This is a genomic window from Caballeronia catudaia (genome assembly GCF_001544755.2).
In the GTDB taxonomy this organism is placed as follows: Bacteria; Pseudomonadota; Gammaproteobacteria; order Burkholderiales; family Burkholderiaceae; genus Caballeronia; species Caballeronia catudaia.
This window is the reverse complement of record NZ_FCOF02000039.1, coordinates 39362-61822: the sequence shown is the minus strand read 5'-3', so window position 1 is coordinate 61822 and position 22461 is coordinate 39362. Positions and strand designations below refer to the sequence as shown.

Annotated in this window: 22 protein-coding genes; 15 read left to right on the top strand and 7 right to left on the bottom strand. The window is 57.0% G+C overall.

Annotation, left to right across the window (positions count from 1 at the left end; all coding sequences use genetic code 11):
- Positions 1–268: 268 nt before the first annotated feature.
- The gene (locus AWB75_RS37790) at positions 269–499 is read left to right on the top strand and encodes a hypothetical protein (protein ID WP_235012280.1); all 231 of its coding nucleotides are present in this window, start codon (positions 269–271) and stop codon (positions 497–499) included.
- Between the two features lie 901 nt (positions 500–1400).
- Here the strand turns inward: AWB75_RS37790 and AWB75_RS38235 are convergent.
- The 3 genes from AWB75_RS38235 to AWB75_RS28605 form a co-directional block, all read right to left on the bottom strand.
- Positions 1401–2912: a lysozyme inhibitor LprI family protein gene (locus tag AWB75_RS38235; RefSeq protein WP_200823048.1), complete on the bottom strand. Its 1512-nt coding sequence runs from the start codon at positions 2910–2912 to the stop codon at positions 1401–1403.
- Entirely contained in the window at positions 2909–3583 is a 675-nt protein-coding gene (locus AWB75_RS28615; protein ID WP_061127380.1) for a hypothetical protein, read from the bottom strand. Before AWB75_RS28615 ends, AWB75_RS38235 begins: the two co-directional genes overlap by 4 nt.
- Positions 3584–5008: 1425 nt before the next feature.
- On the bottom strand, positions 5009–5914 hold the full coding sequence (locus AWB75_RS28605) for a LysR family transcriptional regulator (protein WP_327220019.1): 906 nt from the start codon (positions 5912–5914) through the stop codon (positions 5009–5011).
- 114 nt (positions 5915–6028) lie between these two features.
- Between AWB75_RS28605 and AWB75_RS28600 the strand changes: the two genes are divergently transcribed.
- The 5 genes from AWB75_RS28600 (at position 6029) to AWB75_RS28580 (ending at position 8265) form a co-directional block, all read left to right on the top strand.
- Positions 6029–6436: a (R)-mandelonitrile lyase gene (locus AWB75_RS28600; RefSeq protein ID WP_061127379.1), complete on the top strand. Its 408-nt coding sequence runs from the start codon at positions 6029–6031 to the stop codon at positions 6434–6436.
- Positions 6437–6513: 77 nt separating this feature from the next.
- The gene (locus AWB75_RS28595; protein ID WP_061127392.1) at positions 6514–6912 is read left to right on the top strand and encodes a (R)-mandelonitrile lyase; all 399 of its coding nucleotides are present in this window, start codon (positions 6514–6516) and stop codon (positions 6910–6912) included.
- Positions 6913–6951: 39 nt separating this feature from the next.
- Positions 6952–7206, top strand: a complete 255-nt coding sequence (locus AWB75_RS28590; RefSeq protein WP_061127378.1) for a carboxymuconolactone decarboxylase family protein — start codon at positions 6952–6954, stop codon at positions 7204–7206.
- A 30-nt stretch (positions 7207–7236) separates the two neighbouring features.
- Positions 7237–7974: an SDR family oxidoreductase gene (locus tag AWB75_RS28585; protein WP_061127377.1), complete on the top strand. Its 738-nt coding sequence runs from the start codon at positions 7237–7239 to the stop codon at positions 7972–7974.
- A gap of 63 nt (positions 7975–8037) precedes the next feature.
- Positions 8038–8265: a tautomerase family protein gene (locus AWB75_RS28580; RefSeq protein ID WP_061127376.1), complete on the top strand. Its 228-nt coding sequence runs from the start codon at positions 8038–8040 to the stop codon at positions 8263–8265.
- A gap of 244 nt (positions 8266–8509) precedes the next feature.
- On the opposite strand, the gene AWB75_RS28575 is transcribed toward AWB75_RS28580, so the two are convergent.
- Positions 8510–9466: a LysR family transcriptional regulator gene (locus tag AWB75_RS28575; RefSeq protein ID WP_061127391.1), complete on the bottom strand. Its 957-nt coding sequence runs from the start codon at positions 9464–9466 to the stop codon at positions 8510–8512.
- 141 nt (positions 9467–9607) lie between these two features.
- Between AWB75_RS28575 and AWB75_RS28570 the strand changes: the two genes are divergently transcribed.
- The 9 genes from AWB75_RS28570 to AWB75_RS28530 all read left to right on the top strand — a co-directional run bounded on the left by AWB75_RS28570 (position 9608) and on the right by AWB75_RS28530 (position 19186).
- Positions 9608–10168 carry a flavodoxin family protein gene (locus AWB75_RS28570; RefSeq protein WP_061127375.1) on the top strand — a complete coding sequence of 187 codons (561 nt, stop codon included), beginning with the start codon at positions 9608–9610 and terminating at the stop codon, positions 10166–10168.
- Positions 10165–10464 carry a hypothetical protein gene (locus tag AWB75_RS28565; protein WP_061127374.1) on the top strand — a complete coding sequence of 100 codons (300 nt, stop codon included), beginning with the start codon at positions 10165–10167 and terminating at the stop codon, positions 10462–10464. The genes AWB75_RS28570 and AWB75_RS28565 overlap by 4 nt, the downstream gene beginning before the upstream one ends.
- A gap of 123 nt (positions 10465–10587) precedes the next feature.
- Complete coding sequence (locus AWB75_RS28560; RefSeq protein WP_061127390.1) at positions 10588–11613, top strand: aldo/keto reductase; 1026 nt, start codon at positions 10588–10590, stop codon at positions 11611–11613.
- The gene (locus AWB75_RS38825; RefSeq protein ID WP_235012279.1) at positions 11537–12154 is read left to right on the top strand and encodes a putative quinol monooxygenase; all 618 of its coding nucleotides are present in this window, start codon (positions 11537–11539) and stop codon (positions 12152–12154) included. The genes AWB75_RS28560 and AWB75_RS38825 overlap by 77 nt, the downstream gene beginning before the upstream one ends.
- A 34-nt stretch (positions 12155–12188) precedes the next feature.
- The gene (locus AWB75_RS28550) at positions 12189–12578 is read left to right on the top strand and encodes a DUF1330 domain-containing protein (RefSeq protein WP_200823047.1); all 390 of its coding nucleotides are present in this window, start codon (positions 12189–12191) and stop codon (positions 12576–12578) included.
- Between the two features lie 96 nt (positions 12579–12674).
- On the top strand, positions 12675–13664 hold the full coding sequence (locus tag AWB75_RS28545) for an aldo/keto reductase (RefSeq protein ID WP_061127387.1): 990 nt from the start codon (positions 12675–12677) through the stop codon (positions 13662–13664).
- A gap of 864 nt (positions 13665–14528) precedes the next feature.
- Entirely contained in the window at positions 14529–16025 is a 1497-nt protein-coding gene (locus AWB75_RS28540) for an aldehyde dehydrogenase family protein (RefSeq protein ID WP_061127373.1), read from the top strand.
- A 92-nt stretch (positions 16026–16117) separates the two neighbouring features.
- On the top strand, positions 16118–17791 hold the full coding sequence (locus tag AWB75_RS28535) for a GMC family oxidoreductase (RefSeq protein WP_061127372.1): 1674 nt from the start codon (positions 16118–16120) through the stop codon (positions 17789–17791).
- 66 nt (positions 17792–17857) lie between these two features.
- On the top strand, positions 17858–19186 hold the full coding sequence (locus AWB75_RS28530; protein WP_061127371.1) for an MFS transporter: 1329 nt from the start codon (positions 17858–17860) through the stop codon (positions 19184–19186).
- A 1074-nt stretch (positions 19187–20260) separates the two neighbouring features.
- Here the strand turns inward: AWB75_RS28530 and AWB75_RS28525 are convergent.
- The 3 genes from AWB75_RS28525 to AWB75_RS28515 form a co-directional block, all read right to left on the bottom strand.
- Entirely contained in the window at positions 20261–20938 is a 678-nt protein-coding gene (locus tag AWB75_RS28525) for a carboxymuconolactone decarboxylase family protein (protein WP_061127370.1), read from the bottom strand.
- A gap of 97 nt (positions 20939–21035) precedes the next feature.
- Complete coding sequence (locus AWB75_RS28520) at positions 21036–21452, bottom strand: (R)-mandelonitrile lyase (protein WP_456061786.1); 417 nt, start codon at positions 21450–21452, stop codon at positions 21036–21038.
- Positions 21453–21693: 241 nt separating this feature from the next.
- Positions 21694–22461, bottom strand: coding sequence for a glucose 1-dehydrogenase (locus AWB75_RS28515; protein WP_087086952.1), 768 nt, complete (start codon positions 22459–22461; stop codon positions 21694–21696).

Here is a 22461-nt window from a genome sequence, read left to right as displayed (position 1 = left end):
GTGATTCCTCCAAGTCGCTGGTTCTCTAATAGTACTCCTTATCGCCACTATAAGTAGGGTTATGCAGAGGTTCCTTAAGTATGGCCGCACTATGCCACAGCCAGTGGCTGAAGTCAGTGATGAGAACCCCGTTTCTTCTTTGGTGAATTACTAATTCTTAGATCACCGCCGCGACCACTCAAGAATTTGGTTCTTTGACGGTGAATTCAACACCGAATCTAACTGGATGATGAGCGGCCCGCCCGCTTGTTTCCTTCGAATCGGGGCAATGGGCAAACGAATTGCCGACATCGATACTGCCGCTGATTCATGCGGCGGAAAAGCTTACAGGGGGAATTCAATGAAGAAACTCATCGTGGCACTTTTCTGCGCGTCGTTCGTCATTCCGGCCATCGCGGAAGCGCGTGGTGGTCACTATGCTGGCGGACACGGCTCTTCTCACAAGGGCGGCCAATACAAAAATTCGCGAACGGGCGACCACTACGAGAAACGTCGCTAACGCCAACGATTGGAAGGCGTTTCGCGCATCGAAACAAAAAATCGAGTTGGACGGTTGTCTTAACGCTGAACTACAGCGAGCATGTCTGGGAGCGCACTTGGATGGCGCTCAGCTCTCGAAACATTCGGCCCGTCTTCGCGACGGGCTTTTCTTTTTGCTTGCAGCCCAGGCACAGGGACATCAAGGGAAATGCGCCTATGGTCCCGTGCGCCGGGTGTTCGCGCTGCACGCAGAGGCTAGCACGTCGTGCTTCAGTCATGGGCGTCCCCGTGCAGGGCGGGAAGACGTGGGCTCTCGTTGTCGCCGACTTCACGTCCGTACCGAAAAAGACCGGTAGCCGAGAGAGTTGTCTCCGCACGTGATCGAGCACGCCCTGGTCATTGGGGCGCCCTACGGCGGCGTGCAGTGCATAGCGGAGTGGCTAGTCGACCTACCCTCTCAGCCCAAGACACTAACGCCGTTGAGCAGGAACAACTGCCCAACGGTATGCGCATCAAGAGTTCGACCGTCGATGCTTAACAGGAAACCCTCACCTAGACGGATCGACTGTCCCCTCTTTTCCTGTGTATGGATTCACGTTTCCTTTCGACGACCAGTTGTCGTACTTAGTACCATTGGGATTCGTCTGGTGGTGGCCGGCCACGTATGTCCCGTTGCTGCGTGTGTACCCGTTCACGTAGTGCTCCCCGGTCCCGCTCGAGTGATAGCTGCTGTGACCTCCCGAGTAGCCTCCGCCGCGCGCAAACGAAGTCACTGAAATCACGCACAGCGCAAAAGCAATCATGTTCTTCGAAATCATATTGGTCCCCATCGAGCTATAAGTTTTCTTTGTCGGTCTTCAATAAACTACCAACGGCTTTTCAAAAACCATGTCAACCGCAGCAAACCAGCTACTTCCCCGTCAATCTATCCGACCAGTATCCGCAATGTGGGAAAGCGCTGTTCGTTGATCGACGTACCAACGAACAAGACACTCGCGGTCGTGGCACACATTTTCACGATAGTTCCATTGCTGTCGCGTGCGTTCCTTGAACGCGCTCTTGTCAGTGACCGCCGCTTTCGCCCTGACGAAAAGCGACGCGAGCTCGACGTCACGAGACGCAAGATCACTGTCCGAACAAATCAGCCGTTCCGCGTCTGACTTAGCCTTCGCGCAGTCAAAGCTGGGACCGATCGCGGCAGCAATTGCAACCGCAGGTGTTGGACCGAGTGAGGAGGACGGGTTGAAGTTCACTGATTGAGCAGAACCATCAGAGACGGGCATCGCTGTCTCGACAAACTTCGGCGGATCGTCCTTCTTTGTGAGCACGTACTTCCCACCCGAATACTGATAAACGTGGTCCGCCACGTACACGGCCTTTCCTGGCAGGCGATAGGAAATCGCAACCTTCACATCGTAATGCGAGGGGTTTTTCCCCTTGATGAAAGTCGTTTGTGCAAGCAACGTTTCCTGATCAGACGTACCGGTGTCGCCATCGTCTATCCCACTAACAAAGCTACCTTCCTTGGTTCGCACAAATGCTGTGGTCGATACTGTTTGATAGCCTTGATGCATGTCGTCACCGCCCACCACCAACGCGTACAAGTCATCTCCGGCTGGTACCCAATCGAAACGGTCTCCTACTGAGCCCATTGCTCCCATTGAAGCGACGTAAGGGTGATTGGACTCAACCTTCCACTTGTCGCCGTCCTTTGCGAAGACGGCGACACCGAGTAGGCCCGTGCACGCGTGACAGCCGCCGTCTTCGGGCATCGAGTCGGTTACCAATACTTTCTTGGTCTTCCCGCCTTCAGAGAAGTCGAACGTTGCGACGCCCTTCACGCGCATCACGCCTCCAACGGCCAGTTGAAGGTTCTCCCGCCATGCCAGATCGGACGGAATAGTCGCCTCTTCCCATCGCGCGGTTTTGCTCGTATTGTCGTAGGGGCCGTACAGGAGTTCGAGCGCAGCGGGTACATTGAAGTTGCCGGCGATGGATCGCGAAGCCATTGCGATCCCGCAGGCCGCCGACATCAGCTCGCTCATGCCGGGTTCAGATTTCGCATTCACCGCGCCATCGTTGCCGGGATATTCCTTTTCAGCCGTTCCGTCGACCCGGTATTGCGTCCCCGAGAGCCGTCGGGTTGCGTCGCGGCAGTTCGTCGCAACGTCAAATCGCGCGTAACCCTGCGGGAAAGCCTTTAAGGCATGGACGATGTAGTGGCTACCGCTTCGGCCGATGTCAGTAGAGTTGAACCACAACTGCGCAGCATCTCCAGATTCGCCCACCTGCTGATACCCCGGATACCGATCGTTCGATGCGCTGGCTGCAGGCTTGTTGGCGTCTTTCCCACAACCACCCAGAGTGAAGACAACAGACATTGCGATTGCGCCAACACCCCCGAACTGTCGAAATGATGTGAACGGCTTCATACTGTCGCGACCTCGCGCTGAACATCCGGAAAGGCGCGGCTCTCGACCTGTGCCTGCCGCAATGAACGGGTATTTCGCTCAATTGCGAGCAGCACCAAGACCAAGCTGAAGAGCGCTACCAGAAGAAGGCCACCTGCAGTCACCTCCGCGACGGTTTTCAACGTCTCCCATTTCTGCAGACTCTTTGCAGATGCCGTTTTATAGCGCTCGCTTTTCACTTCCATGTACGAGTTGATCGCCTCGATGCCGTCGACTTTCTTTGCCTCCGCATCCGTCACTACCGCGCCGAGTTCATCGATGTACGCCTGGCGCTCAACCACCGGAATCTCGTCAAGATGTCGCTTGACGATTTTCGCATTGTCACCGGAGACATATTTTTGGAGCACGAAGGGGATCTTATAGCCGGCGAGCGGGCTCTGCTCCGCCGCTTGTTGACCAGGTGGCTGCACACCCTTGGGTCCAGCGACATCTGTCGGTCTTGCCTGCGCCGCCCGGAGCGGTTCGACGATCTCTTGCGGCGGCACCTTCGTGTCCACCTGCTCTTGCCATACGGACACGCCGTAGAACACACCGCCAACGATGATAAGCAGAAACGCTGTTACGCAAATCAAAGCGACGGCACGCGTGATGTTAAAAAGCGCTTTACGCTCGAAGCCCTCGACGATACTCATGGTCTACCCCGGATTTATTTAGGTTTTTGACACTAACCGCAATCAGCGAGCAAATGATATATCCCCCACAAGTGCCTGACTATCCCGAGCGCGTGGCGCATTTCCAACGATGTAAGGCTCGAATTGCGCCCTTAGCAAACCTCGACGGCAGTTGCGAAACGAGCGTCCAAAAAATCTAAAGTTCGCGCGGACCGTGCCGTAAACCAAATCTCGCTGAAAACAAGAAGCGCACCTAGCGTGCACGAACCTTACCCTTTCCTCCACTTTCCTCCGCTTGACTCATTCACATTCGATATGCATGTCAGCCCCGCGAGTGCCCCGACACAGCTAATGCAGCATGCGATTCTCGGCCCGCCTGTCGACCTGAACGCCCCCCATAGCGCTGACGTCAAGATCAGCAAGCGCTTGCGTTACCGGCTTTTCGGCGATCGCAAAAAAGTGGCTTGGATCCAAGGTGCTGACATCGGTCGTAAAGCGCAACATTTGGTTCGAATCTAGGAACCCGTACTCAGTAGCCACCGGGGCGAGATTCCGCGGATCTCAGGCCGCATCGCGACCCATCTGCGGCAGTTTGCCAGTCGTATTGGCAGTTGCCTTTGTAAGAGTTGTCGGCCGTTCCCCCGCCTCCACCATGGGCTGCCAAGGCAACGACTCCAACGACGGCGACGACGGCACCGACCGCTTGTGCGACGTGGACGCGATTCAGACATTTCTCACGGTCCTCACTGCTGTCACACCAACTGGCGCACCCCGTCAATGACGCAACTAGTGCGAGAATCAGAGCTTTCTTCAAAGGGACGTTCCTCTCAATGATCTCCATCGCCTAACGGCTGCGCACGCGAAATCTTGAGCTCTCTCGCTTTCTAGTTGAGTGGGAAGCTACATGCTACGCGCGACAACGTCTATGTTCATGCGTTCGATCGGGAGCAACTTCGACGCCCGCATTAGCGAGATCATCGAGAAGAGTCGCTCTCCTACGAGAGGACATATCTAAGGTCCGACATGAGCATCAAAATCACTGCTCTGTGCCGTCGATCGTTCGAGCACCGTCGACATGCAGATGTCAGCACGGTGCGCAATCTGATCCAGAGACGGCCTCCGACTAATACAAGTGCGAGCCGGGCGTCTCGCGATGCACTCCTTGGCTTGCTGGGACCCAGCACGTCGATCGACACGAGAGACCTTGGAGTAGGACTTCTGGACGTCGCATTACCCGCGCCATGACTGCAAAGGCTCGATTTCGCGATCTCGGGCGGCGGGCAAACGCGCACCAGGAACAAACTCGCGCTGAAAACTGCGCTTCACCGGCAGCGCTCCGCCCGAAACGCCGTTCGCTGCCGATGCGATGCGTGGCACGATGCTGGGAGCGTTATATCTAAACGCCCCGACAAACGATTCCTGCGCTTCGCTTGGGGTATCAATCCGTCATCGCGCTCGCGGCTGATAACCCGCTTTCAATGCGTCGACAACAAGCTCGACTGCGCGCGACGATTTGCTGCGGCTAGCGTAGTAGACGTGATGCCCGACGAACGTGGGAAACCAGTCTTCCAACACCCATCTCAAACGCCCTGCACGCACATGCTCGTCGACAAGGTCTTTGGGCACGTAGGCGAGCCCAAAGCCGGCCAGCGATGCGTCGACCATCTGATAGACGTTATTGAAGGTGAGCTGCCCTTCAACCCACACCTGCAGTTCGCGCCGTCCCTTACGCAGTTCCCAAGGAAGCAGAGCGTTCCGTGTTGGCAGCCTCAAATTGATGCAGTTATGCAGCGTGAGCTCCTGAGGTGTTTTCGCTGGCGGCCTTGCTTTCAGATATGACGGCGACGCGACAACCGCCATCGTCATATCGGGCGCAATACGCACCGCGACCATGTCTTTGGCGACCTGGTCGCCGAGCCGCACGCCGATGTCATATCGATCCGCAACGATGTCAGCTAATCCGTAGTCATTTACCAGCTCAATGTGCATTTCGGGATACTGGCGCAACAGCGGCTGCAACCGGGGCCAGACGTGCGCGTTCGCTGCGTAGTCCGTGGTCGTGATCCTCACCGTCCCCGCCGGCCGATTCGTCATCGCGCGCAACGAGTCCACCTCAGCCTCAATTTCTTCAAATCGAGGCCCGATGGCCAAAAGGAGCCGCTCGCCGGCGTCAGTCGGTGAAACGCTACGGGTATTGCGCGTCAACAACCGCAAGCCAATCCGCTTTTCAAGAGCGGACACAGTACGGCTCAATGCTGACTGCGAGACGCCCAACTGCGCCGCCGCACGCGTGAAGTTGCGCTCCCGGGCGACCATCATAAAACCGAACAGATCGTTGTAATCTTCCTTCAATTCATGCTCCCACGCATAAGGGCATGCCGATATTGCCACCTAGTCGCATTAATGGCCAGCGGGTAGATTAGTGTCAGGTGGCATATGCCTTCACGACATAGACAAGGAACGACCATGGAACTGAAACGCGCAGGCTCCCAACCGTCAATGAAGGGGCCGGACGAATGGTTCACCGGCACGGTGCGGATTGATCCGCTGAACGCTCCGCCGCCGCCCGCGCGGGTCTCGTGCGCAAGCGTAACGTTCGAGCCCGGCGCGCGCACGGCCTGGCATACCCATCCGCTTGGCCAGACGTTAGTGGTGACGGCAGGATGCGGCTGGACGCAATGCGACGGCGAGTCGCGCGTGGAAATCCGCGCCGGCGATGTGATCTGGTGCCCGCCGGGCCACAAGCACTGGCACGGCGCGACCTCGACGACCGCGATGACGCATATCGCAATTCAGGAAGCGCTCGACGGCAAAAATGTTGAATGGCTGGAAAAAGTGACAGACGAGCAATACCTCGGCAGCGGCGAGAAGTGATGACGCGTGCCGCACTTCTCGCCTGCGTCGTCTTGGTGTCATTTGGAGCCCGCGCCGCTGACGGCGGCTCTGAGCCGATCACGGTCGCGCATAGCGGCTCGCAGCCATCAGTGTCCGGAAGCAATCAACGCTTTGCCGGCCAGGTACGCATCGATCCTCTGTTTCAGCCCAAGGCACCGTCGCGCCTATCCGGGGGACGGGTGACGTTCGAACCGGGCGCGCGTACGGCGTGGCACACACATCCGCTTGGACAGACGCTGATTGTCACGTCCGGCAGGGGATGGATACAAGCGTGGGGCGAGCAAAAGCAGGAGATCGCTGCGGGCGACGTGGTGTCGATTCCGGCGGGCGTGAAGCATTGGCACGGCGCCACGTCCACCACCGGAATGACGCACATCGCGCTCCAAGAGGCGCTCGATAGTGAGAACGTCAACTGGCGTGAACAGGTCACCGATGGGCAATATCGCCAACCGTGACCCGACGACGCGCCGTTTCGCGCGTGTCGTTGCAGTTACATGTGCAGCGCTGCTCATGTCTGCCTGTGCGCAATGAAGGGAAGGGATCTCCGAAGTCTCGTGACGGTAAGCGCGCTCGTTGCAAATGGCCAGGTCGCGCAGATTCCGTATCACCTGAATCGGTCGATGGACAACGGGCTCACCAGGGACGAGGCGTCCGAGGTCGTCACGCAGCTCGCTTTTTACGCGGGTTGGCCGAACGTCTTCTCTGCAATGCCCAAGTTCGAGGATGTTTTCTCGAAGCGGGCGACGTGATCGGCATTATCAGAAAACGAGGAAATAGCGATGAGTGAAAACATTCACGGCAAAGTGGTCGTCATTACTGGCGCCAGCAGCGGACTCGGTGCAGAGACCGCGCGTCACCTCGCAAGGGAAGGCGCCAAAGTCGTCCTCGGCGCGCGTCGCCTCGATCGACTCGAAGCACTCGCGAGCGAGCTGGGACTTGATGCAAAAGCCATCCTGCAGACCGACGTGACGGATCGCAGTCAGGTCAAGGCACTGGTCGATCGTGCAGTGGAACTGCACGGCCGGATCGATGTACTGCTCAACAACGCCGGCCTCATGCCAAGCTCGATGCTCGACAAGCTGAAGATCGACGAGTGGGACCGGATGATCGACGTCAACATCAAGGGCGTGCTGTACGGTATCGGCGCTGCGCTGCCCCACATGCAGGCGCAGAAAGGCGGTCAGATCATCAACGTTTCGTCCGTCGCGGGTCATAAGGTGGGCCCCGGAGGCGCCGTCTACGCCGGTACGAAGTGGGCAGTACGAGCGATTTCGGAGGGACTTCGCCAGGAGGTCAAACCCTGGAATATCCGCACGACCATCGTTTCGCCTGGCGCGGTCGCGACTGAACTAACCGATACGATCACCGACCCAGACATCGCCGCGGGGATGGCGAAGACGTATGAAAAGGCGATTCCGGCCAGCTCGTTCGCGCGCGTGGTGGCGTTCGCCATCAGTCAGCCGGAAGACGTGGACATCAACGAAGTGCTCTTCCGCCCTACTAGTCAAGCGTATTGAGCGCTGCCGATCGGGACGCGCACTTCTCGCTTTCCCGCTCGGTTCACCCCTGGAGAAAATGCCATGCCGCATGTCATTGTTGAAGCTTGGCCGGGCAAGACGGAGGCGCAAAAGCGCCGGCTGGCCGAGGCCATCACTCGTGATGTGATGGACATCCTCGGCTACGGAGAGGAGTCTGTCTCAGTCGGCTTCGAGGAAGTCTCGTCGGACCGATGGAAGGATGAGGTTTATGGACCGGACATCCAGGCACGGCTTGGAACGCTGCTCAAGAAACCCGGATACAGGATGTAGGGCCATGCACAGCCTTCTCGGCGGAAGCTGCCGTACATTCCGTTGTTGCGACGCTGATACCGGTGACGACTGCCGTTCGCGCCGGTTTTATGATAATTGGCGTAACGACGCGATTGTCCGCGCGCTTGCTCTCAAGGGCGCCCGTTAGGTGTCCGTTGCATCCACCAGCACCGCGCCCCGGCGCGGGTGCTGGCCTCGGTGCTTGAGCCCGACGACCACTCAACGGTATCCGTGGAGGTAGCCGCTAAGCGGTGTAGGCATTCAAGGTATCCATGGACACATGCAGCTTGTCGTCTGCCGACAGCGCCTCAAGCAGATGGCTCACCGTGACCTGCACCCGTGGTGCCGTAAGTGCCCTGTGGGGATACTGCATCACCATCTCGTATGTTCCAGGCCGGTGACACCTGTGGAGAACTATCTTCAGCGTGCCGGAACGCAGATGGTCCCAGGCAAGATGAACAGCGACCTCGGCGATTCCAACGCTGTCGCATGCTGCCTGGACGAGCGACTCCGGCGCAGATAGCGTCAGCGATGCTTTGTTCATAGGGTCGAATGTCGTGATGCTTCCATCGTCGGCCTTGAAATTCCACGGCGCGATATGACCGGTCAGGAATCGCCGCGCAATGAGCCGATGCGCTTGCAACTCGTCAGGCGTTCGCGGTGCGCCGTGCCTTGCCAGATAGTCAGTCGAGGCAACCAACACCGTATTCAGGCGACAGACCGGACGGGTGACGAGGGCAGAATCAGGGATATTGCCGCCCCTGAAGGCGATGTCATAGCCATCCCGCACAAGATCCACTACGCGATCATCGAAGTCGACTTCGATCGAGAGGCTTGGATAGCGATCCAATAGTGGTGGTAAAGCCGGCATCACATGGTCGTGCCCAAATGCAGCACTTGTCGAAATGCGAACCCGCCCGCTAGGCACGGCGCGCTGTGCAGCAATCATATCAACGGCGGCATCAAGTGCCTCCAGCGCGACCCGAGCTTGCCGCAGAAATGCCTCTCCCTCCTCGGTTAGATTCAACGCGCGGGTCGTGCGATTCATCAATCGCACTCCCAATGCCTTTTCAAGGCCGGCGACGTTCTTGCTCACGGCAGCCGACGTGATGCCCAGCACCCGGCCGGCCGCCGCAAAACTGCCGGTGTCCACGGCTTGCACCAGCGAAACGATTCCCCGAACCCGCTGTGAAGAATCCACGTCATCCCTTTTGTTGAACGCAGTCCCATCATGCAACGCATTCTAAACCGTTGGTTGATAGTCACTCAACCAAAACCGTACTTCCGGTAGCGGCTCCACGTGACGACAATGAGGATATTGCTTACCTCAATGTCGACACAAATGATCGTTACCGTCCTTTATGACAGTGGCTATGGCCACACGGCGAAGCAGGCCCAGGCTGTGGCAGACGGCGTTCGGCGCGTTCCTGAAGCCGAAGTAGAATTGATTGCAGTAGCCGGAGGGGACGCCCCTTGGGACAAGCTGGCAGCGAGTGATGCCATCATCTTCGGTTCGCCCACTTACAATGGCACGGTCAGCGCACGCCTCAAGAAGGTAATGGAAGACTCGACCCGCACCGCGTGGATTTCGCAGTCATGGCGCAACAAGATCGCCGCTGGCTTCACTAATTCCGGGGCCATGCACGGCGACAAGCTCAATTCCCTCGTTACTATGGCGCTGTTCGCCGCGCAGCACGGGATGATCTGGGTGGGCCTGGACATTTTCCCGGGCAAGTCACCGCAGGAGAAGAACCGTGTCGGTGGTTGGCTCGGTGCAATGGCACAATCGCATGACGAGTCGCCAGAACTGTCTCCCATCAGCAGCGACCTCGATACGGCCGCCTATCTGGGCCAGCGCGTCGCCGAGGTGACGAAGCAGTTCATGGCCGGAGCAGGACAATGAGATTGCTTTGTCTCGACGTACCCCTGCCCGGCTCCAGCCCCGAAACATATCAACCTCACCTCCTGGAAGAAGTGCGCCACGGTTGGCAGCTCTATAAATCCGGGTTCGTGCGCGACATTTATTTCCGTCAGGATCGTCTAGGTGTCGCCATCATTGCCGAGAGCGATTCGATAGACACAGCAAAGCAGGCTCTCGCCGAGTTCCCGCTCGCCAAGGTCGGCCTTATTGACTGGGAGATCATTCCTCTTGGCCCGTTCGTAGGGTGGGAAGCGCTTTTTGCAGCTAGCGACGCCTGAGAGGGGGCACCGCCCATCTCAGGGCCGGCCCGTGACCTGGAAGCGTTTGAAATCCCAGGTTGGCCGCAGGCTCTGCGCCTTATATCCATGGTGTTTGGTCATCACAGATCATTGGAGATGGAAATGGAATATATCAACCTTGGCCGGACGGGTCTTAAAGTCTCACGCCTTTGCCTTGGCTGCATGAGCTATGGAGAGCCGAACCGTCTGCCTCAGCCCTGGTCGCTCGATGAAGCGGCATCTCGCCCGTTTTTCCGGCAGGCACTGGAAGCCGGCATCAATTTTTTCGACACTGCAAATATCTATTCGGGCGGAAGCTCCGAGGAAATTACGGGACGAGCGCTTAACGACATGGCCCGGCGCGAAGAGATTGTCGTCGCGACAAAAGCCTTCTTCCCTTGGCGCAACTCGCCCAATACCGGATTCCTGTCCCGCAAAGCGCTTTTCCAGTCAATCGACGACAGCCTGAACAGACTGGGGATGGACTATGTGGACCTTTACCAGATCCACCGCTTCGATCACGGCACCCCTGTCGAAGAAACCATGGAAGCGCTGCACGACATCGTGAAAGCGGGAAAGGCCCGCTATATTGGTGCGTCGTCCATGGAGGCATGGCGCTTCGCGAAGATGCAACACATCGCAGAGTGCAACGGCTGGACACGTTTCATTTCAATGCAGCCCCAATACAACCTTCTTTACCGCGAAGAAGAGCGGGAAATGCTGCCGCTTTGCGCCGATCAGGGCGTTGGCGTCATTCCCTGGAGTCCCATGGCCCGTGGCAGGTTGACGCGCAACTGGAGCGAAACCACCACGCGGACGCAGAACGATGCGTTTGCTTTGAAGATGTACCAAAACGCCGAAACTCAGGATCAAAAAGTCGTCGAGGTCGTGGCGCGTATCGCCGAGAATCGCCAGGTGCCCCGCGCGTATGTTGCGCTGGCGTGGCTGCTGTCAAAGCCGGGCATCACGGCCCCGATCGTCGGGGCGACAAAGCCAGAGCATCTTGCGACCGCCATAAGCGCGCTCGACTTCTCATTGACGGAAGTCGAAATCGCTGCACTCGAGGAGCCTTATGCTCCGCACCCTGTCGATGGGATCGTGCCCCCGCTCCCCAAGCAGCCGCCGACGATTACGCCGCCGCGCGGCTGAATGGTTCACCGACAGCGACAGCAGCCCTAATCGTGCCTGGTCTAACACCTTGCTGAGAGCGTTGCCGCTCGAAAGTGTGAAACGGAAGAATGAGATATCCACCATGCTCAAAAGATACTGCCCCACGTCCGTCCTCATACGGGTGCTGATCTGCACCCTCGCGCTATTGACCGCACACGCCGATGTGTACGCGCAAGAACCGACGACCATGTTAGTGCGCATTTCTGAGATCGAGGTCTTCAGCCAACGTCTCGATGAATATCAGCGCATCTTGGCTGAAGAGGCGGAAGCCTCGGTGCGTCTTGAACCGGGAGTTCTCTGCATCTTCCCGTCCGCTCAAAGGGAGAATCCAACTCAGATCAGGATTTTGGAAATCTATGCGAACCGCGATGCATACAATGCCCACATAAGGTCGCCGCATTTCCAGAAATATAAGACGTCAACGTTGGAGATGGTGAAATCACTGCGGCTTGTGGACATGCACGCCATGGATACAAACGCGATGCCGTTAATCTTCAAGAAAATGGGCGATCAGCCGTGACGAAAGCCGGCCGGATCGCAGCGCGAGGATTTCCATGAAAAACATGAGGTTCGTTTGGTTGGCAGCCTTAGGAATGGCCATCAACTTGGGCCCACTGTCGGTTCAGGCGCAGCCGTCGTCAGTTACAAACCCGGCGTATTACGTCGCCGAGTTCCAGGCGACCGATCCCGAAGGCATCAAGCCTTACAGCGCCGCAGTCGAATCGACCTTCAGGCCGTTTAGCGGACGCTTTATCGTTCGCGGCGGTGAAATGGACGTGAAAGAAGGTTTCGGCGCGCAAGGGCGTCTGGTGATCATCAAGTTCGACTCGTTAGCGCAGGCACAGGCTTGGTACAACTCTCCAGCCTATCAGGCCATCATTCCTATTCGCCACCGGTCCGGTAACAGCCGGACCTACATCGTCGATGGAGTGGTGGGGCAATAAATGCGTTGCGGTCAACTGATAGTCATTTCGACGTGGCTAAGAGGTCGGAAGCCGTCGGACGCGCAAAACTGGAATTTCCCGATGAAGAGGCAGATCATGCAGACTCGTACACTTGGTCAAGGCTTTACAGTATCGGCTCTTTCACTCGGCTGTATGGGATATGGCAAGTCCCGGGAGATCCCTGATCGTGCACAGATGATTAACCTGTTGCGAGAAGCAGTGGACCTCGGCATGGACTTCTTCGACACCGCTGAGGTGTATGGTCCTTGGACCAATGAAGAAATGGTGGGCGAAGCCTTCGCTGGTATTCGCCAACAGGTACGGATTGCCACGAAGTTTGGTTGGGACATCGATCAGACGACGGGTGAGCACCGGGGCGGCGTCAACAGCAAGCCATCGCAGATAAGGTCGGCCGTGGAGGGTAGCCTGCGCCGACTCAGGACCGAATATATCGACCTGCTGTATCAGCACCGTGTCGACCCGAACGTACCAATGGAGGACGTCGCAGGTGTCGTGAAGGACCTAGTCGCCGAGGGTAAGGTTCTCCACTTCGGTCTATCGGAAGCTAGCGCACAGTCTATCCGCCGGGCGCATGCAGTTCATCCGGTAACCGCACTGCAAAGCGAATATTCTCTGTGGACCCGCGAGCCCGAAGCCGAAATCATTCCCACCTTACAGGAGCTCGGAATCGGCTTTGTCCCGTTCAGTCCGCTCGGAAAGGGCTTCCTGACGGGTAAGATCGATGCGGGCACGGCGTTCAATAGCGACGACTTCCGCGGTCAAATCCCCCGTTTCACGGCGGAGGCCCGTCAGGCAAACCAGGCGCTCGTTTCTCTGCTGAAAACCATCGCCGATCGCCACGGAGCAACGCCCGCACAAATCGCGCTTGCATGGCTTCTCGCGCAGAAGCCATGGATTGTTCCACTGTTCGGAACCCGCAGCCTTGACCGGTTTCAGGAGAACATAGGCGCATTGTCTGTAACGCTATCGGATACCGACCTCAAGGAAATAAGGGATGGCGCTGAAGCGGTGCCAATTCAAGGCGCGCGCTATCCCGAGGCGATGCTCAAGCGCTCCGGGCTATAAAAAGGTGCACGCTTCGGCGCAGATTGGCAGATCGTCCCACCCAGGTTTCGAGTAGAAAAACGAGTAGCGATCCAGCTGATCAAGCGCGTCGAGGGATTAAGGCGCAACGGCAGCCTATGAACCGCTTGCTTCCCGACAGCAATTATGCGCTCGCCGCCCTGCCGAGCAGGCGCCTGCACTTTGGACTCACCTTAAGCCTTTGGACTAGCCCATTTTTTTTAACCGCCCGTTGACTGGCGGCTTCGTCGCGGGCGCCTCACTGGCACCGCCGCTCCTCACCGATGCCTTTTTGTTCCTACCGATGAAGTGTTGGCCGCCTGCTTCTCAGCCGCAAAGTTTCGAGCCGCCCTCTTCTTGTCTGCTGCCTCCGTGACTGCAACCTTTCTCGAGAAATCTTCTTCGCATCTGCCAGCCATCTTCATCGCAACGCTCGTCGTCGAAAATCGCGTTGACCCGGGTCGCCGCAATCACCACACCACCTCCGCGCAATTCAACAACGAGACAAGCTGTGCGGTCTCAACTTGGGCGAGCCATGCAACGGCCGGACGGCGTCCGATCAAAGTCGCCCCGCTGACGCTCGAACGAGTAGCGTGGTGAACGACTGCCATACACGACGGTCCGGAGCAACGATGCGTTCCGGTCAATGAAACTAATGCCGATGAAGAAAATGGTGCTACGATGGGTCACGGTCGAATCAAAGTCCCTTTTTTACTAGCTTGACGCGACCTGCCCTCCAACAAGAAGCTTTGCAAGAACGCGTTCGCGGCACCAACTGAAGACCCGGGAAGCGATGCTCTTGCTCAGCTTTCAGAGGACGGGGCTCGCGATCGGACCGAAGGGCCACTTCAACATTGGAGCAAATCAATGAGCGCCGCGTCAGAAACCGCAACCTCCACCAAGGCTCACCGCGCCGCACTGGACTGGATACGATCAGGCGGCAAACGCCTGTTGATAGGCGGCGAGTGGATTGAGGCGCTCTCTAAGAAAACCTTTACGACCATCAATCCAGCGACAGAGGAAGTGCTGACAGAGATCTCCGAAGCGGATACGGCCGACATCGACCTTGCAGTACACGCCGCTCGTCAAGCCTTTGAATCGGATTCGTGGTCGGGTATTTCCCCACATGCGCGCGCCAAGTATCTCGTTCGAATCGCAGACGCAATCGAGCGGCATGCTGAAGAACTCGCTGTACTAGAAAGTTTTGACATGGGAGCACCGATCGCCTATAGCATCACCCGGGTGCATTCCGCAGCTGAGCTCTTCAGGTATTACGCTGGCTGGGTGACCAAGATCCACGGAACGACCAATCCAACCGACAACTCACGCTTCATCTATACGTTGCGTGAGCCCATGGGAGTCTGCGCATTGATCAATGCCTGGAACGTTCCCTTAGTGATGGCAGCATCGAAGCTTGGCCCCGCTCTAGCCTGCGGCAATACCGCTATCCTCAAGCCCGCCGAGCAAGCTCCACTTTCAACCATTCGGCTTGGCGAGTTGATTCACAGTCTTGAGTTGCCTCCAGGGGTCGTCAACATCGTGCCGGGCTTCGGCCCGACTGCAGGCGCTGCAATGGCATTGCACGGAGATGTTGACAAGATTGCCTTTACCGGGTCCACAGAGGTTGGGAAACGCATCCTGCAGGCCTCGTCAGGAAACATGAAAAAGGTAACGCTGGAACTCGGTGGCAAATCTCCTAACATTATCTTTCCTGACGCAGACTTGGATAGGGCAGTCGAGTCTTCAGTGATCGGTTTCTGTCGCAATTCCGGGCAAGTTTGTTCTGCAGGAACGCGACTTTTCGTGCATGAAAGTCTGCATGACAAAGTGACTCGTCGCATCTGCAATCTCGCGTCCCAATACCAAGTCGGCTCTCCCCTGGCTCAGGACACACAGATGGGTCCACTTATTTCTCGCAAACAGATGGAGCGAGTGCTTTCGTATGTTGATGCCGGGAAGTCAGAAGGTGCGCGCTTGATGATGGGTGGCAGTCGAGTCGGAGATATCGGCTACTTCGTACAGCCCACGGTATTCTCCAATGTGGAGAATGCAATGCAAATCGCCCAAGAGGAAATCTTTGGCCCGGTCCTTTCGATCATTCCCTTCAAAGACGAAGACGACGCCGTCCTCAAGGGTAACGAGACCTCGTACGGCCTGGCCGCGGCCGTGTGGACGAGCGATGCCAGCCGCGCTCATCGCGTCGCTCGCGCGTTGAAATCGGGCAGGGTCTGGATCAATACTTATGCAGAGACCGATCCCGTCATGTCGATTGGCGGCTATAAACAATCGGGGTACGGCCGAGAGATGGGTGCTGAGTCCATTGAGGCGTACACCCAGACCAAGTCGGTCCTCATGAGACTGTGACTATCGAAAACACATTGCAGCCAAGCGCAACGCAAGCTGATAAATGAAAAGCTCGCGCCATCCGAAAGATCAGTTAAGGAGACCTGACTCATATGGAAATGTACGACTATGTCATTGTCGGCGCCGGCTCCGCCGGATGCGTGCTAGCACGACGGTTGAGTGAGAGGAAATCCAACCGAGTTCTAATGCTCGAAGCTGGCCCCACCTCGGATGAGTTCTGGGTTAATACGCCTGCGGGCATGGCAAAACTCTTTTTTCACAAGACTCTCAACTGGAACTACTTAACCGAGCCTATGCCTACCCTACGGGATCGGCGGATGTATTGGCCCAGGGGACGAGGACTGGGTGGGTCGAGCTCCATAAATGGTATGGTCTATATTCGGGGCCATAGGAACGACTTCGACCATTGGGAAAGCTTGGGAAACCAAGGTTGGGGGTTTGACCGGGTGCTCCCATACTTCAAACGCATGGAGCACAATGCGCGAGGCGAAGACCGGTTTCGCGGCGTCGGAGGGCCTCTTTGGATAAGCGATCCCGTGGTGAAACATCCAAGCTCGCATGATTTTATCGCGGCCGCAATGGCAAGTGGAATCCCCTACACAGAAGATTTGAATGGCGCGGAGCACGACGCGGTAGGCTTTATTCAGCACAACATTCGTGCAGGGCGACGTCATTCTGCATATTCGGCCTATGTGGCGCCAGTCGTCTCAAGATCAAACCTTTCCATTCGCACAGGCTGCCACGTGCAGCGCGTCAAATTCGACGGGCGCGATGCGGTTGGCGTTGAAGTCATTGAAGGTGGCGAGCGCCGCGTTATATACGCCTCGCGCGAGGTGATTGTTTCCGCCGGTGCCCTAAACTCCCCCCATCTCTTAATGTTGTCTGGCATTGGTCCTCTCGGTGAGCTGCAGCGCCATCAAATTCCAGTAGTAATGGAGCTTCCAGGAGTTGGACGCAATCTTCAAGACCACTTCTATGTACATTGCAGTTTCGAGGCAACTCGCGGCAGCTCTTATAACCAGGACCTACGCGGCCTCCGGAAGTATTGGCAGGGAATTCGTTATTTGACTACCCATACTGGCTATCTCGCTCTCGGCTCGTCCCAAGTAGCGGCGTTCATCAAGAGTCGACCTGATGAGCCGTACGGGGACTTACAGATAAGTTTCAGGCCGATGTCGTTCACTTATCACCATAACGGCTATGTTGAGGTAGAACCGACGCCGGCCGTGGCAGCGTCCGTCTATCAGGTTCGGCCTGCGTCTACTGGGACAGTTACGTTGAAGTCTGCAAATCCGAATGACGCGCCAGCCTTCACGCCTAACTACCTCACCGCTACTGCCGACGTCCAAGCCATGATCGCGGGTATCCGCAAAATTAGGGAGATCATGTCAAGAGAGCCGATGGCTTCGAGGATCATTCGCGAAAAGATTCCTGGCGCGAACGTTCAGACTGACGAGCAGTTATTGGCGTTCATGGAGCAGGACGGCAGTTGTGCGTTTCATCCCGCGGGCACTTGCAAAATGGGCAGTGATCTGCACGCGGTGGTCGACGAGCGCTTGAGAGTGAGGGGCGTGTCCAGGCTTCGAGTTATCGATGCTTCGATAATGCCCCGAGTCACTGCGGGCAATACAAACGCACCCACAATGATGATCGGTGAAAAAGGAGCCGACATGATCTTGGAGGACGCGGTTCCACCACGCGCGTCGATGAAACGATCAATCGAGTCGAACTTCGAGGAGCGTTCGCGGACCGTCATTACAAGTTGAAACGAACGTTCGCCAGCAATTGCAGGCGACGGTCCAATTGAAAACATTCCCATCTGGGAGGAGACAATGGCTAAGACGACAAGTCCATGGCGTACCCTGGCGGCAGGATCCATCGGAAACTTCGGTGAACTATACGACTTTGCAGTTTTTGGATTTTCCGTACCCATACTGGCGATTCATTTTTTTCCAGGAAGCGACAAGACGGCAGCGATCCTTAGTACATTCGCCGTTTATGCTGTCGCCTTCCTAGCCCGGCCTCTCGGTGGACTTACGTTTGGGCTGCTCGCGGACCGTCTTGGGCGAGTCAGGGTCATGGCGCTCACCGTATGGCTAATGGCGCTCGGAACGGCGTCCATTGGTCTTCTTCCCACGTACGAGAAGATTGGCATCGCGGCTCCGGTTTTGCTCGTCGTTTGCCGATTGGCGCAAGGGCTTGCAGTCGGAGGTGAAACCACGGGAACGACAAGCTATATCGTCGAGTCGGCGCCCGATAATCGTCGAGGACTGTGGCTTGGCTTCACTCTTATTTTTTCACACCTCCCCAATGCTGTCGTGGCCGGACTGCTCATTGGTCTTCAAGTGTTTGCAGGAAAAGCCGCTTACGCTGAATGGTTATGGCGTGTTCCATTTCTTGTCGGCGGCTTAATTGGAGTCGTAGGATTCTGGCTGAGACGGGATATCGACGAACCTGAAGAATTCAAACAAGCAGTGCGGGATGAAAAAGGTTCCAGTCCTCTCCGTGAAGTCGTTCGTTCGGGGGGAGTCAGAGCGATGTTGCACGTGATCATGATTCAGCCCATTTATTCGGTCGGGGCGTATCTTGTCCTTGGTTTCATGTTCACCTTTCTCGTCAAAGTCGCCAACTTGGAATCGTCCGCCGCACTGATTTCGAACGCAATCGCGGTCATCGCTCTTTCCGCACTTCTACCTTTCGGTGGGTACCTGAGCGACCGTATTGGACGAAAGCGTGTTCTCTCTTTTGGCGCGGCGTGGTTGGCGTTAGCAGCCTACCCTGCGATACATCTTGCAGCTGAAGGGACCTTCTCTGGCGCCGTACTGGGTCAACTCTTACTGGTGATTGGCCTCGGGATTAATGGAGGAGCGAGTTTCGTCGCCGCTCCTGAGTTCTTCCGGACTAGCTTTAGGGCAACCGGTCATGCCATCTCATACCAACTCAGCGTTGCTCTATTCGGTGGTACGAGCCCTTTCATCGCGGCATACTTGACGAAAACTACCAGCAATCCCCTTGCTCCTGCTTGCTACCTGACACTCATCGCAACTGCTTGTTTGATTGCCACTCAATTTGTTCCAGAGACTCGCGGAGTTCGGCTGCGTACTTCGGTCGAGCCCTCTCCGATGGACCGCAATTCAGCTGCCGTCCACGATGTACCTTGAAACTTCGCATTTTGAGTGGAAGACTAGTGCGCCGAAACAGGCGCACATTGAGCGCCTTCTCAGTATCTGACTTCGCATGACGCTTGAAATTCTTAAGTTCCAAGCGATTCGGCCCAACGGTGATGCGCGGCGCTGTAGCCGACGAGGTTGACAACGCACCGAAATCGTAGCCCGGGCCGAACCGCTCGAAAGCGTGTCCGACGAGAGATTTGCCGACACTTACCGTTGCGCCCCTGTGGATATGATGAAGACAACCAACGTGAAGCAATCGTCCCGGCGCCTTGCAGAAGCCAATCCAGAGGCTATGGCGTACTACAAGCAAATGCACACTCAACTTTGGTCTCCGGACGGCGTCAGCGAGGCGCCCTGCGAAACCGTTCTCGCTATGCAATTGGCCGTCCTAGGACAAGAAGTTCCTTTCAAAGTCCAGTCTCAGCGCGCACGAACACAGGGCGTCATGAGAAATCAAATGCAGAGCTTTTCGATGATTTGGATCGGCGGCTCTTTGGTTTCATTTGAAGCATCGCGGGCGCTAACTTGGTTAGACGAGGCATGCGCCGAAGACGATCAGCGCTCCGTTGGTGGCCAGATGCGACTGCATCCTTTCACGAATAGATGTCATGCGGCGTGCGGACCAAGATCTCGTGGGAAACCGCCTGCCTTCTCTGAAAGCAGCCATGCTTTTTAGGCGTCGAACCAGGCTGTTCCGCTGACCACCGCGCTACAGCGAAGCACCGACAATGGCCACACTTTCCCCTGCAACGACCTTTTACAATCAGTTTTTTGCATGTGTTTTATCACTGTGCTCGGAACGTGGGTGATGCCTCCTCCACATCCTTTGATCATCAACCTTCCGGTCCAGTTATCAGCCGTTCGACCTGATTTCCGCCCGATGTTCTTCTCGATCCGAGTCGTGCGCAGCGATTAGCACGCCCTTGAGATACCGAAAGTGTACCTCTTGCAAGAACGGCGTTCGGGGGGCTGCACGGAACCGCGGCGCAGAATCCAACGGTTGTTGAGGCCCCACGAGAATCGCGACCGCACTGGCTCGAGACTGGGACTGCTCAGCAGTCTTCAGTGTCCCTGTGCCGCAGCAAGTTGGCGATCCAGTGCTTCGCGTGCCCGTTGTGCGGCGTTTCCGTCCACGCGGTCGGCTAATACTTCTCCCACCTGACGCATCTGGTCCGCAGATAGGCCTATATTCATGCTGATGCGCATGTGGGCCTGCAGTTGAGACTCCACGCCCGTGATAACGGAAAGCATACTCACCGTAGCTAGCTCGCGGCTCTGCCAATCTAAGTTGTCCCGTTCGAAGATGTCGCCAAAAAGATGGGTTTTGAGATATTCACCAATCGTCGGAGCGAAATCAAAAAGCGGTCCTTTCACGGGGGCGCCAGACAACTTAGTCTGATTCGCAGTGCCAGCAGCGAGCAAAGCGTCTCCAGTGGGAATCGGAGCGCTGGGAAGCTTGCCGGGTGCGTCTTGTACGCCACGCTGCTTGCGCGACTCAAGAACCTTCATGAGTTCCCCGAGCGCGTTTAGACTGCGCGGGAAACCGGCGTAAGCATACACTTGCACCAGAATCTCTCTTGCTTCGCTGACCGTGAGTCCGGCGTCCATGCCATGGTCGAGAGCGGCATTCAAATTGGCAATATCGCCTGCGGCGGCGAACGCTGCGATAGGCACAATCGCCTGTTGGCGAGCGGTCAAGGTCTCAGAGGCACTCGGCAAATTCATTCCTGTGTTCGTCATGTTCGATGCTCCTTCATTTGTAGAGGGTAAGCCTGGTGTCGAAACCAGGCTCACGACCAAGGCCAACGCCGAGGTCTGAACGCGCGTTCTTAGGCGCTTAACGGCCGTTGTATTGCTCATCGGTGACCTTCTCCATCCAGGAAACGTTCTTTCCATTCACTGTGCCGGTTACAGCTAGATGAGTCATCGCGGAGTTGGGCGCGGCCCCGTGCCAGTGCTTCACATCGGGCGGACACCAAACCACGTCACCAGCCCGGATTTGTTTGACTTCCTTGCCCCATTCTTGCGTCAACCCGGAGCCTGATGTCACAACAAGTCGTTGGCCGGCCGGATGGGTATGCCACGCCGAACGCGCGCCCGCTTCAAATGTCACCAGTCCGCCTGAGGCGTTGATGCTCGCGTCTGCCGGCCATACGGGTTGCACACGTACTTGACCGACGAAGTACTCGTCCGACCCAGCCACGGACGGCTGAGAGCCGGCACGCACGATCTCCTGCTGCGCGACATTTGTCATCGATTCGCTGGCCAGCGTCTCGGTGGAAATTGCCAACGACGTGTGCACGACGGCGACAGCAAGCATGATGCGAAACAAGGATGTGATCATGGAATGCACCGGTCTCATGGAGGGAATGTTGTTGCAACAATCGTGGGCTGGTTTCTGGCTCCAGACGTCTGTGACAAGCGTTTGCCCCAAGACGGTCCAACATTCAACGCCGTCACAAACGGACCGGCGTGATTGCGGTTGAACGATGTCATTAGTGCGCCGTGAACCCACCGTCAATGGCGAGTGCGTGACCAATGACGAAGGTGGAACCGGAACTGCAAAGCCAAAGAACGGCATCCGCGATCTCTTCGGCGCGCCCCAGGCGTCCTATCGGTTGTTCACGCAGAATCTCCTTCATCGCGTCAGCCTGCTTTTGGAGCATCTCTGCGACCATTGGCGTATCAAACGTACCAGGGCAAATGGCGTTGATGCGGATTCCGCGCGGCGCATATTCGAGAGCAGCACTTCGCGTCAGCCCGATCACCCCATGTTTGGAAGCATGGTAGGCCGCCCGGCCGGGAAGCCCCACAAGTCCTCCGAGCGAGGAGCAGTTGACGATTGCGCCGCTGCCTTGCTTTCTCATGTGATTCAACTCGTGTTTCATACACGCCCACACGCCGCGCAGGTTGACAGCCGTCACCTTCTCGAAATTCTCAGCCGGTTCGTCAGCAGCGTCACTTGGCGGCACCTGAATCCCTGCGTTGTTAAAGGCAGCGTCTAGCCGGCCAAAGGTCGTCACCGTTTGATTTACCATCTGAGCAACCTGGGCCTCATCGGTGACATCGCAGGGCACCGCCAGCACTTGATGCGCCGGAACTCTCAATGAATCGACCGCGTGGCTCAGAGCGTCGGCATTCACGTCTGCGAGCGCCACGGCGGCCCCTGCCTGTGCAAACGCCTTAGCCGTCGCGAGACCCATGCCTGACGCCGCGCCGGTTACAAGCGCAACCCGTCCAGAAAAATCGAACGTGACCTCCAA